This is a genomic window from Methyloversatilis sp. (genome assembly GCF_051861465.1).
GTDB lineage: Bacteria > Pseudomonadota > Gammaproteobacteria > Burkholderiales > Rhodocyclaceae > Methyloversatilis.
On sequence record NZ_JBHYCQ010000002.1, the window covers coordinates 264,101 to 277,825 of the forward strand.

At 66.2% G+C, this 13,725-nt stretch carries 11 protein-coding genes; all 11 read right to left on the reverse strand.

The features are described 5' to 3' along the window. Positions 1-34: 34 nt before the first annotated feature. Positions 35-1,249 (reverse strand): acyltransferase family protein, encoded by a 1,215-nt coding sequence (locus ACTIFF_RS03590; protein ID WP_439535585.1) that lies wholly within the window; start codon positions 1,247-1,249, stop codon positions 35-37. A 242-nt stretch (positions 1,250-1,491) separates the two neighbouring features. Next, positions 1,492-2,592: an acyltransferase family protein gene (locus ACTIFF_RS03595; RefSeq protein WP_439535586.1), complete on the reverse strand. Its 1,101-nt coding sequence runs from the start codon at positions 2,590-2,592 to the stop codon at positions 1,492-1,494. Beyond that, positions 2,589-3,416, reverse strand: a complete 828-nt coding sequence (locus ACTIFF_RS03600; RefSeq protein WP_439535587.1) for an AAC(3) family N-acetyltransferase — start codon at positions 3,414-3,416, stop codon at positions 2,589-2,591. Before ACTIFF_RS03600 ends, ACTIFF_RS03595 begins: the two co-directional genes overlap by 4 nt. A 44-nt stretch (positions 3,417-3,460) precedes the next feature. Continuing rightward, complete coding sequence (locus ACTIFF_RS03605) at positions 3,461-4,867, reverse strand: MBOAT family O-acyltransferase (protein ID WP_439535588.1); 1,407 nt, start codon at positions 4,865-4,867, stop codon at positions 3,461-3,463. Next, positions 4,857-5,891, reverse strand: a complete 1,035-nt coding sequence (locus ACTIFF_RS03610; protein ID WP_439535589.1) for a hypothetical protein — start codon at positions 5,889-5,891, stop codon at positions 4,857-4,859. The genes ACTIFF_RS03605 and ACTIFF_RS03610 overlap by 11 nt, the downstream gene beginning before the upstream one ends. Further along, positions 5,891-7,318 (reverse strand): glycosyltransferase, encoded by a 1,428-nt coding sequence (locus ACTIFF_RS03615; protein WP_439535590.1) that lies wholly within the window; start codon positions 7,316-7,318, stop codon positions 5,891-5,893. The genes ACTIFF_RS03610 and ACTIFF_RS03615 overlap by 1 nt, the downstream gene beginning before the upstream one ends. Beyond that, complete coding sequence (locus tag ACTIFF_RS03620) at positions 7,315-8,574, reverse strand: glycosyltransferase family 4 protein (RefSeq protein WP_439535591.1); 1,260 nt, start codon at positions 8,572-8,574, stop codon at positions 7,315-7,317. The genes ACTIFF_RS03615 and ACTIFF_RS03620 overlap by 4 nt, the downstream gene beginning before the upstream one ends. Continuing rightward, positions 8,571-9,878, reverse strand: a complete 1,308-nt coding sequence (locus ACTIFF_RS03625) for a putative O-glycosylation ligase, exosortase A system-associated (protein WP_439535592.1) — start codon at positions 9,876-9,878, stop codon at positions 8,571-8,573. The genes ACTIFF_RS03620 and ACTIFF_RS03625 overlap by 4 nt, the downstream gene beginning before the upstream one ends. Continuing rightward, the gene (locus ACTIFF_RS03630; protein ID WP_439535593.1) at positions 9,871-11,274 is read right to left on the reverse strand and encodes a phenylacetate--CoA ligase family protein; all 1,404 of its coding nucleotides are present in this window, start codon (positions 11,272-11,274) and stop codon (positions 9,871-9,873) included. Before ACTIFF_RS03630 ends, ACTIFF_RS03625 begins: the two co-directional genes overlap by 8 nt. A gap of 140 nt (positions 11,275-11,414) precedes the next feature. After that, a complete protein-coding gene (locus tag ACTIFF_RS03635) occupies positions 11,415-12,521 on the reverse strand; it encodes a glycosyltransferase family 4 protein (RefSeq protein WP_439535594.1) in 1,107 nt (368 codons plus the stop codon). Further along, positions 12,518-13,720: a TIGR04063 family PEP-CTERM/XrtA system glycosyltransferase gene (locus ACTIFF_RS03640; protein ID WP_439535595.1), complete on the reverse strand. Its 1,203-nt coding sequence runs from the start codon at positions 13,718-13,720 to the stop codon at positions 12,518-12,520. Before ACTIFF_RS03640 ends, ACTIFF_RS03635 begins: the two co-directional genes overlap by 4 nt. Between the last annotated feature and the right edge of the window lie 5 nt (positions 13,721-13,725).

A 13,725-nucleotide genomic window follows, 5' to 3' on the forward strand; every position in this document is an offset into this window, starting at 1 on the left:
CACCGTATCGTGGATGCCGCGGCGGCGAACGGGCTCATGCGTCAGCGCGTCCCGAAGCGCGACGACCGACGCGACGGCCGAGCCGGATGAAGTACTGCTCGAAGTGCAGGTGGGTCGCGCGCGCCGCCACATAGACTGCCACCGTCACCGCGACGAGCGCCACCAGAAAGGCCGCGATGGCGTGCACGCCGGTCGCATCGGCATGGATGACCGACGGAAACCGGTGCGTGAGGTCCAGAAACGCCCAGTGCAGCACATAGGCAGAAAAACTCGCTTCGCCGAGCCGGCAGATCAGCGGATTCACCAGCAGCCAGGCCGGTCGGGCTGCGCGCAACTGCACGCTCACCAGCGCCGCGAAAACGACCGAGGCGAGGAAATAGACCGGCGGCAGGCGGCCATCGACGAACCAGAACTTGTCGAAATGGAATTGCGCAATCAGCAGCAGGAGTACCGCCAGCGCAACCATCCAGACGCGCACATGGCGCACGCCCCCGTCGCTGCGCGCGACCGCATGGAACAGCACGGCGCCCACGGCGAACACCACGAGCTGTGATGGCGGCCAGAAAAAGAGGAAGTTCTGCAGCGCCTCGTCGCTCACGGTGCCCGCGAAGTGGCTGTTGCCGAACCGGTAGGACACGGCGGCCACCACCGCACCGACGAACACGGCACACAGCGCGCGCCCGAGCGAAGACACCAGCAGCGCGAACAGCGGAAAAACCAGATAGAACATGAATTCGACCGACACCGACCAGCCACCGGGAACGACCACCCAGGTGCCGCGTTCGACGGCCAGCCATTCCGGCGTCCATGCATTGACGAACAGCATCGTCGTCGCCAGCATGTCCCACGAAAAGCGCTCGCCGGGCGGCCGCAGGAACAGATAGAGCACGACGCCCAGGTAATACATCGGAGCGATGCGGAAGAAGCGCCTGATCAGGAAATCGGTCGTCTTCTGCGGCAGCGCGCGGCGGTCGCGGTTCCAGGACGCGAGCAGCGTGTAGGCGCTCACCACGAAGAACAGCTGCACGCCGAACCAGCCGAAGTTGGTCAGCTTCTTCACCGGCCAGGGCAGTTCCGGAAACAGCCCGCCGACGTGCGACACGATGACCAGCAGGATGGCCCAGCCGCGTGCAGCGTCGATGACGGCGAGCTTGTCCGGCGTGGTGCGCGCATCGGTCCGTCGCGTCGGCCGGTCTGCCTCGGCTCCGGTTGTGCCGATGGGCAGCTCGATATGTCCCGGTGCGGTCATCTGTTCCCACGCTCCACATGCAATTGATCCGGCCGCGCCGCGCACTTCGTCCCGCGCGTCATGCGTGGAACGCGCCGCACACGCCCTCGATTGTTGCCGGCGCGCACAGCCTGTCTGATTGCGCCTGCCGCGTCAGCGGACGGGCACGCATCGACACCCCTTCCGCGACCACCCCTTCTGCGGTCACGCATGCTGCCGCTCGCCGGACAATCCGCCGCGTTCGTCGTGATGTGCATCGCGCCCTAGCCCCTCTTGCGTCCGCTTGCGAAAGGACGTTCCGCAATGACGTAGAACCCGTAGCACAGCGCGACGGTCATGATGACGACGCCAACAAGCGTCCATACGCTGTCCGCCGGCACCCATTGCCGCACGAACATCCAGGGCAGCAGATGGAGCTTGCCGTGCAGCAGATACACGGAATAGCTGCAGACGCCCGCTGCGAGTGCAAGCCGCAGCGGCAGCCGGACCAGCGGATGGGGCGGTGCGGCAAACCGCCGACGCGCGCCGCTTTCCACATGCCCCATCAACCAGATGGCCACGGCGGAGGCGACTGCAAACCCGAGCGGCGACGGCATGCCGGTCCGGGCAATCGCGATGATCAATGCGCCGAAGCACAGTGCAGCGATCACCGACGTCGGCACACCGCCGTCGCCGGGCAGCGCGACGCTGCGCTGCGTCAGCATGTGCAGGCCGATGCCGACTGCGAACTGCGGCCAGTAGCTGACAAACAGCGTGGCGGGTAACGGCACCTCGAATCCGATCAGCAGCAGGCACAGCACGGTCACCGCCGCCAGAAAGTGATTCCACGCCCGTCCCGAGCACAGGGCGAGCGCCACGATGAAATAGAACTGCACTTCGATCGCCAGCGACCAATACACCGCATTGATCGGGGCGTATGCATTCGCGTCGCCGGTGAACAGGCCTCGGCTCAGCGTCACCAGACCCAGCCAGTCGAGCACCGTCCAGTGCCACCAGTCTGCCGCGGCGGGCACTTCGTAGCGCCCGCTCGCCAACGCACTCAGCAGCGCGAGCACATGCGGCAGCGCGAGCACGACGATGATCGAAGCCCAGAACGGCGGGAAGATGCGCAGCATCCGCCGCCGCATGAAAGCGGCCGCACCGCTCGACCCATGTCGGACCTTGCGGCTGGCGGACGCATGGATGCAGAAACCCGAAATCACGAAGAACAGCACCACGCCTGCACTGCCCATGGCGGACAGTCCATGCAGGGACGGGGCCGCAATGTGGGCCATCGACTGCACGTGGAACAGGAACACCCAGATCACTGCGACGCCGCGCGCCACATCGAGCGTCCATGCGAAGCGTGGCGCCGCGTCGGTCACGGCTTGACGTCAAAAAAATGGCGGCCGGACGCAACCAGGCGCTCGGTTGCGGCGGTCATGCCCGCGGCGCGCAGCGCGAGCAATCGCGTGTTGCCCACGCGCAGCCGGCGCAGCACGCCTTGCTCGACCAGCCAGTCTTCAAGCACGGCATCCCGCCTGAGCGCATTGGCTTCGCTCGACAGTACGCGCACATCACGTGCATGGCGCTCGCCATCCGGGTCGATCACGCTGCCGCTGTGCAGGACCGGCGAGTACAACGGCACGGCCAGCGTATGGGCCAGCCGGTCCTCGACGAAATGGGTGAAGGTGATGGAGGAGAAGGGTGCGTCGACGCACAGGATCAGCGCGTCGCGATACAGCAGCTTGGCGAACGGCGAGGCCGGACCGAAAGCGAAAGGCGTCAGTTCGTGCCCCTGTATGAATCCCTGCGCATCGCGCCCCCAGGCCAGCAGCGGATGGGTCGGGCTGGCGCTGCGCAGCACGCCTTCACTGCGCCGGAACACTTCGGACAGCATGCCCATCATCGACGGGCTGCGTTTCAGGTCGAGCGCCTTGCCGCGCGCCAGCCACTGCTCCGAACTCATGTTGTGATAAGGCATCGAGGTCATGACCAGCAGGCCGTCCGGCCCGACGGCACGCTTGAGGGCAGCCACCATGTCGGCCGGCTTGCCGCGGAAGCCGTTCATCGCCAGCCATGACGAATGCACCATCAGCGTGTCGCCGGGCTTCAACCCCGCGCGTCGCACTGTCCGGAGCAATGCCTCGCCGTCATACGACAGCAGGGTTCGGACGACCCACTTCTTGACCGTTTGCCGAAAACTCATTCGAATGTCACGTCCCGTAATGCCTGCCCGAACTGCCACAGGCGCTAAAACTGGAAATAGATGAACGGTACCGCAGTCAGCGGAATCAACCACAGCGCGAGTGCGAACGCGCATCCAATCACGGCCGCATGGCTGCCCGAGGTCACGCGGATGCCCGGAAGCGCAGCGCGCCAGCGGCCGGTCAGCGCGTCAACCAGCAGGGCGATGGCGATGACGGCGATCAGATAGGCCGGCAACTGCTGCGGCACACCGGGCGATTCACGCAGTCCGAACATGCCTGCCAGGAAATCCAGTGCGGTGTCGAATTCGTGACACCTGAAGAATACCCATGCAAACAGCACCCAGAGCTGGGTCAGCAGCCAGCCGGCGACATGGAAGCGGTCATCGGCCGGCCGGCCTTTCAGGTCCCGCCAGATCTTGTGGACGCTCAGTGCGAATCCGTGCAGTGCGCCCCAGATCACGAAATTCCATGACGCGCCGTGCCACAGACCGCCCAGCAGCATGGTCGTCCAGAGGCTGGCGTACATGATCCAGCGGCCGCGCCGGCTGCCGCCGAGCGGGATGTACAGATAATCGCGCAGCCAGGACGACAGCGATACATGCCAGCGCCGCCAGAACTCGGTGACCGACGATGCCGTGCAGGGCCACAGGAAGTTGTCCGGCAAGGTGTAGCCGAACCACGCTGCGGCACCGATGGCCATCAGCGAATAGCCCGCGAAATCGAAATAGATCTGACCGTAGTACGCCAGCGCGCCGATCCACAGTGCCTGCGGGCTCCATGCACCCGGATCGGCGAATACCGGATCGGCGATGGTCGCGAGGTTGTCCGCCAGAACGGTCTTGAACACGAATCCCAGCGCAAAGCTTTTCAGGCCGGCGGCCAGCTGGTCGGCGTCACGGACCTTGGGTATCCGCATCTGCGGAAGGAAGAAGGTGGACCGGACGATGGGGCCGGCGATCAGCTGCGGGAAAAACGAAATGTAGAGGGCGATGCGCACCGGATCGCGTTCGGCGACGACCTGGCGCCGGTACACGTCGACGGTGTAGCTGATGGCGTGGAAGGTGTAGAAGCTGATGCCGATCGGCAGCACGAGCTCGAGCCGCGGGAACGACATGCCAAGCCCGAGCGCCAGCGACAGCTGGGCGCTGCTGTCGGCGAAGAAATCGAAATACTTGAAGAACAGCAGCACCGAAAGGTGCAGCGCAACCGCCACGAACAGCCAGGTCTTTCGACGGCCGTCGATGGACGCGGCGTCGATCAGACGGCCGGCAGCGTAAGCGACCGCCATCACGAACACCATCAGCGCAACGTAGCGCACGTCCCAGAAACCGTAGAAGAAGATGCTCGCCAGCGTCAGGAACAGGCGCTTGCCCTCCTCCGACCGGAGGCGCCAGTAGATGAAGAAGCTGCAGAAGAAAAAGACCGCGAAGGCGAGACTGTCAAATGACACTGAAGAAGTCCTTCCGCTCCAGCAATCGTTGCCCCAGCCATTCGGTGAAGCGGCGCGCGCCCTGCAGGTTCAGGTGCCCTTCGTTGTTCCAGAAGTCGCCTGCCATGTGGCGGGTTCCGTCAAACGGCACACAGGATCCCTGCAGGGCTGCACAGAATCGGCCCGTCCAGCCGCGTGCGGCCGGATCGGCATTGGGCGGCTGGAAGAACAGCACCCGATCGGCACCCAGGGATCGCCAGGCGTCGGCGCGCCGGCGCGCATAGGCGGGGAATGCCTCGGCCACCGGAACGTCGGCATCGGCCGCCGACAGGCCGGCGAGAATGCGGTCGAGGGGCACAGCCGCCGACAGTTTGGGCTGCGGGACAAATCCGGCCAGTTCGAGCTGGCGCGCGCCAGACACCATCGCGTGGGCCAGCCCCAGATTGACGTGATGGGCAAGTCCGAGCTTCAGCACGTCGATCAGCCCCTCTTGATCGACGTCGTCATCCGACAGCCCGATCGCGACCTTGTCGCACACGCGCACGGCATCGTGATAACCGATCGTGTCGTGCTTGTAGAGATTTTCTCGCGCCACACCCCAGGCGCGCTCGGTGCCCAGTTCGGCAAGGACGATCGTGTTCCGCAACGGCTCGCGCAGCACACGCGAAAGATGGTAGTCCTGCTCATAGGCAAAACCGCCAGGCAGGCTCAGTTGCAGCACCTGTATGTCGACGCCGCCTCGCGCAAGTACCTCGCGCAGCAGTTGTCCGTCGATGTTGCGCGCGGTGTAACTGGAACCCAGCAGCACCAGCGACGGGCGCCCGGGCAGCGGATCGGCACCTGCCACGACACGACCGAAACTCGTGTCCCTGCGACCGCCGCTGACCTCCAGCGCCACGAAAAGCACGCCCTGCATCGACACGAATGCCAGCAGCGCGAAAGCGATCCAGCGGACGGGACGCCGCACGCCGCCGGACGAATGCACGACGCAGACGACAAGCATCAATGCCGCGCCCAGCAGAAGGATCGCGGCCTGCGTCTTCATCAGGCCAAAGGCCCTTCGGCTGGACTCCGGCGGTGGGTGACCTCGTCAAGCAGCGTGGCGAACCGGGTCGTGATCGCGCGCCGGTCGAATTGCGCGAGGTAGGCCTCGTCCGGCTCGACGGCACGCGGAACCGGGCTCGCCAGCACGCGGCGCAGTTCGCGCTCGCAGGCATCGACATCCTCGGCCCCCACGACCACGCCAAGGTTCGCGCGCTGGATGATGTCCGGCGTGGCGCCCGGATCGCACAGCGCGAACATCGGTCGGCCGGACGCGACGTATTCGAACAGCTTGCCCGGAATGACGCCATCCGAGGTTTCGCCGGTATCGACGATGAGCAGCAGGTAGTCGCAATCCACCTGGGCCTGCATCGCCGTCTGGTAAGGCACATCGCCTTCGAAGGCGAACAGGTGGCCGATGCCGTCGCGGGCGAGGATGTCGTCGTAGCGCTGGCGGATCACCGGTTCGACGCCGCCGAAGATGCGCACCCGCGCGCGCGCGGCCAGCGCGGGATCACTGCGCGCGATGCGACCCAGCGCCTCGGCGAACGCATGACCGCGGCGGTTCTTGAACAGGCGGCCGGTATAGACGAATTCGATGCACGGGTCGTCGAACGGTCGCTGGCGTGCGCGGCCGCTGTACAGCTCGACGTCGAAACCATTGGTCAGCGTTTCCCAGCGCGCGCGCAGGTCCGGATGCAGCCGGCGCATGTAGGCCGTCTTCTGTTCCGACACCGTGACGATGACGTCGGCGCGACGCAGCAGCCGCCGTTCCAGCCACAGTTCCATGCGCTGGCGCCAGCGCGGCAGCCATTCGCGCAGCACATCGCCGAACCACAGATCGCGGTAGTCGGCAATCCACGGCAGCCCGGTCTGCCGGCGCAGGCGATGGCCGGCGATCATCGAGCTGAAGGCCGGCAGCGTCGTGTAGATCGCATCGACCTGTCGTTCGGCGCACACCTCGCGCGCCCGGCGCGCGGCGGCAAAGGTCCAGAAGACATAGCTGTCCGGAATGTAGATGTAATGCCGGAACACGTGGCGCACCAGCGCGTGCGCCTTGTCCATCAAGCCGCCACCAGCGGTCGGCCGGGCCTGCGAGGGGTCTGACTTTGGGCCTGACTTCGGGGCCGGCGCTGCGGACGGGGCCGCAGTTGCGGTGTCGCCGCGGCCGAGCAGTTGCTTGGCCAGCCGCGCGATGTCCGACTCGTAGTCGCGCAGCGGTACGCGGATGACTTCGACGCCGTCGGCGATCTCGCGCAACAACGAAGCGTCGTAATTGGGTTCGAGCCCGCTCGGCTCGACCGTGATGACCACCGGCTTCCAGCCGTGGGCCAGCAGGTGTTCGGCAAACTTGACGGTGCGGATGCGGCCGATGGTCTTCAGCGGCGGAAACTCGGCGGCGATGATGAGCAGCGTGCGCGGAGCAGTCATGATTTCTGGATGGCGGAGACTTCCTTGGGGCCGGGCGCCACAAGGCTGTCGCACAGGGCGGTGAAGGTGGTGATGCGGTGCGACCAGCTGTTCGCCTGCGCGTGTCGCAAGCCACCCGCTTCGAGCCGCTGGCGCAGCGCATCGTCGGTCAGCAGCGTGATGATCGCCCGCGCAATGTTCTCCGGCTGCTCGCTCTCTACAAGCAGGCCGCTCTCGCCGTCACGCACCGCTTCGACAGCGCCACCGGCGCGGCCGCCGACGACTGCGCGACCACAGGCGTTCGCTTCAAGAAAGACCAGACCGAAACCTTCGGTGTCACCGTCGGGCATCGTGCGGTTGGGCATCGCGAACAGATCGGCGCTGCGATACGCGGCCAGCAGGTCGGCATCATCGAGCGCGCCGGCGAACGTGATGCTGTCCGCCACGCCAAGCTGCCCGGCCCGCGCGCGCAGCGCCGGCCCGAGCGGACCTTCGCCGACGATCAGCAGATGCGCGTCCGGCACCGCGGCGAGTATCTGCGGCCAGGCGTCGACGGTGCGGTCGAAGCCCTTGCGTGGCACCAGTCGCCCGACTTCGAGCACGACGCGCTTGCCGGTCAGGCCATGCCGCGCCCGGAACGCCTCGTCGACCGGACCGGGCGCGAAGCGGCGCGTATCGACACCGTTCTCGAGCAGGCAGATGCGGGCCGGATCGACCCCCATCTGGCGCACCAGTGCTTCGAGCGTGAAGCGGCTGACCGCGATGATGGCGTCGGCCCGCTGCAGGGTTCGCGCACGCCGCAGGCCGAAAGAACCGGCCTGGCTCATCGACGTCGTGATTTCTTCGCCGTGGATGTAGCACACCACCTTGCTGCCGGCGAACCGGCGGCAGACTTCGCCCAGCCAGGCCAGCGAATTCAGTTCGCCCAGGCAGACCACCGAAATCCGGTGCCGGCGGATCATCGACAAGGTGCGCCACGCGACGCCGATGCGCAGCGGCAGATCAATCGTGGCAAAACGCAGCGCCGACACGAGACGGTTGCGCGGCGGCGGCATTTCGGCGGGCCGGAGCAGTCTGACCCGCTCGATCGGGTAGGTCACCCCCGCGTCATGCTGGTCCCAGCCGGGAATTTCCGCATCACTTTCATAATGGTGGCGCGACGCGAGCACCGCCATGCGCCCGGCCGGCGCGTGAGCAGCCAGCGTGGCGTAGACCGAAGCCGAGCCGCCCCGGATCGGCGCGTAGATATTCGCGATCAGCAGGCAGTTACCGCTCACTTTCCACCCTCCCCGGCCGGAGGACCCGGCATCGGCGCACCGAAACCGTACAGCGGATAGGGCCGTGTCGCCTTGATGTGATCGCGCATCAGGCGCGACATGCAGACCGCAATGAGCACGAGGTTGTACGCGAGATCGAGGAAACCGAGACTGAGGAAGGCACCGCCGACCAGATAGCCGACCAGACTCACCTGGCACATGCCGGCCAGATCGGCCATCCATGCGTGCTCCGGCGTGGCCAGTCCGAAACGGCGCACCTTGGAGAATTCGCGGTAGGTCGTGAACCAGACCAGCAGGAACAGGAACAGGCCGATGAATCCGTGCTCGCCCAGGATCTGGAAGTAGATGCTGTGCGCCACGACGACGAAACGCGGATCGGGTGCGAAGACGGCATACACCTCGGGCGAGTACATTGAAAATCCGCCGCCGAACACCTTGGCGCACGCAATGTTGTAATTCATCTCCCAGACGTTGAGGCGACCCATCGCGGAGGCGTCCTCCTCGTAGGTGTTGATGGTGTCCATCCGTTCGTGCCAGCTGTCGGGCATCAGCGCGACCACCGCCACGGCACCGACCACCATCAGCGCCGACAGGCCCAAGCGATTGCGGCTGCGCAACACCAGCACGCCGCTCATTGCAATGATGGCCAGCAGGGCGCCGCGCGACTGACTGCCGATCGCGCTGGCCGCCATCAACACGATGGCCGCCAGCATGATCTGCTTGTAGCGTGGTTTCTCGAGCTGAAGCTGCAGATAGCGCATCAGCGGAATGGTCATGATCAGCGCGAGCGCCAGTTCATTGTTGCCTTCGAGCATGGTGCCGGTCGGCCCCCATACACGGTGCGCGCCACCGGTCATGATCGTGAACACACCGCCCTTCACGCCGTAGTAGCCGAGCGACGCGACGATCACCCAGATCAGGTACTGCAGCTGCTTTTTGTCGTTGATGACGGTCATCGCGACAAAAATCATCAGAAACACCTTCAGGGTGTCCACAAGGTGCGGTCGGGCGAGTTCGGGATAGAAGGCAAATGGCGTCGACACGACGAGCCAGACGATCAGCAGAAGCATGCTGACCGATGCGGGCGTCCAGATATCCATGCGCTTCTCGCGCGAGAAAATCCACGACACCAGCGTCGCGCCGCCGACCACCGCAGCGACCGGAAAATTGACCGCGATGCCCCAGCTCTGCTTGTGCGGATTCATCAGACCGAGCCAGGTCCAGGCCAGCGCACCCGCCCAGGTGTGCTTGAAGGCGTACAGACTCGCGCCGAACACGATTGCAAGTACCGCTATGTCACGCATGGGCAGCCTCCACGGCAGCCGGTGCAGGCACGGTCTGTCCGCTGACCGGCACACGCGACACGACATACCGATACTTGCCCGATGCTTCGGCCGGGATGGCATCGACCAGATCGATGACGATGGTCACGCCACTGCCCAGCCTGTCCTGCAGACCCTTGCGGATCGCCGGCACACTGCGTTCCACTGAAAATCCGTCTCCCGGCACGACGGCAACACGTGTCTGCGCCAGCGATTCCTGCTCGATGCGGAAGGCCGCCACGCCCGGCTGGTCGCGCAGCACATAGATCAGCGACAGACCATGCATGACCGTGCCATCGGCCGCCACCACGAAATCGGTGCTGCGGCCCTGCACTTCGGCCAGCACCGGCAGACCGCGACCGCAGGAGCACGGCTGGTCTGACAGCACGCCGACATCGCCGGTGCGATAGCGGATGAACGGGTAGTCGCGCGTGGCCAGATGGGTGACGACGATCTCGCCCGACTGTCCGGCCGGGAGTACCCGGCCGTCTCCATCGACGATCTCGACCACGATGTCCTCGGCCGTGATGTGCATCGAGCCGTCCGGACACTGGTGGGCGATGAAGCCGGCGTCACGTCCGCCGTAACCGTTGGCGACCGGGCAGCCGAACACCGATTCGATCACCTCGCGCTGGTGCGGATACAGGCGCTCCGAGGTGACGAACGCCACCTTCAGCCCGACATCGTCGAGCCGCACGGCGCGTTCCTGCGCCCGGCTGGCGATCAGGGCGAAGGCCGACGGATAGCCGAACAACATCTTCGGCCGTGTGTCGCGGATGACATCGATGAAGTGATCCACCTTGCTCGCCGACATGTCGAACGCCGGCAGCAGGCGGGTGCGCATCAGGCGGTCGCGCAGCAGCTTCACGCGATCCTGCGCGCCCAGTTCGATCGGGCTGCCCCACAGCACGATTTCCGGGTCGCCGATATCCACATTCCACCAGCGCGTGGCGCGCCACTTGGCTGCGACATCGCGGCTGACCCGCTCGCGGCCGATGAAGAACACCAGCGGCTCGCCACTGGAGCCACCGGTGTTGAAGCGCGCCAGCCCCTGCGCGTCGTCGGCGCGCAGGGCGTCGCTGTTGGCACGAATCACCGCCTTGGTGAGAAAGGGCAACCGCTGCAGATCGGCCGCCGACGTCACCCCGGCCGGATCGAAGCCGCTACGGGCGAACAGCGCGCGGTAATAGGGTACGTGGGTCGCCGCATGCGTCAGCAGACTGCGCAGCCGATCCGACTGGATGTCGCGTATCTGCGCCGTCGGCAGCCACTGCGAACGGTCGAGTGCCGCATGATCGGCGACGGTGCTGTGCTGCTTCATGCGTTCCTGCAACGGGAACAGCACCGACGACACGAAGCGCGTGTACAGCCCGCTCATCCGGCGCGTCCGGCCCGAACCCGATGCGCCGACACCGCTGTTTTCAGGGCGGACGTCAGCGTTTGCCGCAGCGAAACATTCATCTGGATACGAAGGGCGTCGAAAGACAGGCCCTGCAGGAAAAATCGACCGCTTGAAGTCTAGACGCTGGGGCCCGGATTGTCCGTGCCTGACAGCACGCTGCCGTAAACCACGGCCAGGCGCTGCCGCACCTTTGGCCAAGCGAACTGGCTGACGTGTTCCAGACCTTGCCGGTGCAGCTGCTCCACCAGGCCGGGTGTGTCGAACAGTCGGATGACGGCAGCCGCCATGGCCGCCGGGTCGCCCGGCGGCACGAGCAGTGCCGTTGTGCCGTCGCTGACCAGAAAGGGGACGCCGCCGACCCGCGTGCTGACGACCGGCACGCCGCAGGCGAGCGCTTCGAGCACCGAATTCGGCGTGTTGTCGACGCGCGACGGGTTGAGCATCGCATCGGCCCGTGCATACAGTTCAGCCACGCCGGCACGATCGAGACGACCGACGAAACTGACGGCGTCCTGCAATCCGAGCTGCTTCACCAGGGCGATCAGCCGCTCGCGTTCCGGACCTTCGCCGGCGACCGTCAGGCGGGCCTGCGGATAGCGGGCGCGCAGGATCGCCATGGCGCGGATGGCGGTTTCGTTGTCGTACAGCGCCTCCAGATTGCGCGTCACGATGAGGTGGGGGGCATGGCCGACCTCCCGCCGCGGCGTCGGCGAAAAGCGTTCGACGTCCACCGCATTGGGCAGAATCTCCGCCGACATGCCGAAACGACCAAATACCTGCTGCAGGAAACCGGATGGCACGACGAGCAGGCTGGCACGCGCCATGGTCGAGCGCACCCGGGGCGCATGGCCCTGCAGGAAATCGGCCGCCTCGCCGCCGCGATAATTGACGATGACGGGACAGCCGCGCAGGCGTGCAATCCGGATCGCCGGCGCGGCGAACAGATGCCACGACCAGCCGGAATTCGCCATCACGTGCATCAGATCGTTGCGCCCCGCCGCGCGCCACAGCGAACCGAGGTAGGGCAGCAGCCGCGCGAACGCACGCAGCCCGCGAATGCGTCCCGCCCAGGCCGGGCGGTAGGGCGCGTTGGTCTGCACCAGTTCGACCCTCACGCCCTCGGCCGACAGCTTGTCGGCCAGCTGGCGGGTCTGGTTCGCCATGCCGCCCGCCGGAGGCGGCAGCGGCCCGACCACCGCCAGACGCAGTCCGGACAGCTTCACGCGGCAGCCGGCGCCAGCGTCGAAAACACGCCCCGGTAGCGCGCCACGGACGTCCGCCAGTTGCGTTCGGATTCGACGAAACGGCGACCCGCAGCGCGGATCGCGTCCCATTTTTCGGGCTGATCGAGCACGCGCGCCATCGTCCGGCCCAGATCGGCCGCATCGCCGGCCCGGAACAGATAGCCGGTTTCGTCGTTGCGGATCAGTTCGCGATGCCCGCCGACGTCCGACGCCACGAACAGCTTGCCCTGTGCCATGGCCTCAAGCGGCTTGAGCGGCGTCACCAGTTCGGTCAGACGCATCGGGTGGCGGGCATAGACCAGCAGGTCGATCAGATTGTAGTACCGCTGCACTTCCCGGTTCGGTACCCGGCCGGTGAACACCACGGCATCCTCGATGCCGAGGGCCCTGGCCTGCGCGCGCAACGCTTTTTCCTGCGGGCCACCGCCGACCAGCAGCACCTTGATGTCCGGGTGGTCACGACGCAGCGCGGCGGCGGCGTCGAGAAACAGATCCAGCCCTTCGTAGGCGTAGAACGATCCGACGAAGCCCAGCACCCGATGGCCGTCGAGTCCGAGCGACTGGCGCAGGTCGGCTTCGGCCGGCGAACAGAAGGTGAAGTTGTCGACATCCACCGCATTCGGGATGACGGTCACCTTCGACGACGGGATGCCGCGCGCGACGATGTCCTGCCGCAGACCTTCGCAGATGCACGTGACGTGATCGGCGCGCTTCAGCGCCCAGGTTTCCAGCGCCCGGGTGGCGCGGTAGCGCAGGCTGCCTTCGGCGGTCGTGCCGTGGTCGACCGCGGCGTCCTCCCAGAAGGCGCGTACTTCATAGACGACCGGCACGCCGAGGCGGCGACCGACGCGCAGCGCCGGCACCGCATTGAGCACCGGCGAGTGGGCGTGCAGGATGTCCGGGCGCAGTTCGCGCACCAGGGCTTCGAGGCGCACTTCGATGGCGCGCATCTGGGCGATCTCGCGCAGCAGCGGCAGCGATGCGCCCGGCACCGGCGTGCGGTGGAAGCGGAATTCGTCCACGTCCTCGAACGCCGCCGTCGTGGCGCCCTGCTTCGGCGAGGTGAGGTGGTGGGTTTCCCAGCCGAGCTTGCGCTGTTCGCGCAGGATGGCCGCCGTGCGGAAGGTATAGCCGCTGTGCAGCGGAATCGAATGATCCAGGATGTGCAGGACTTTCATCGCCG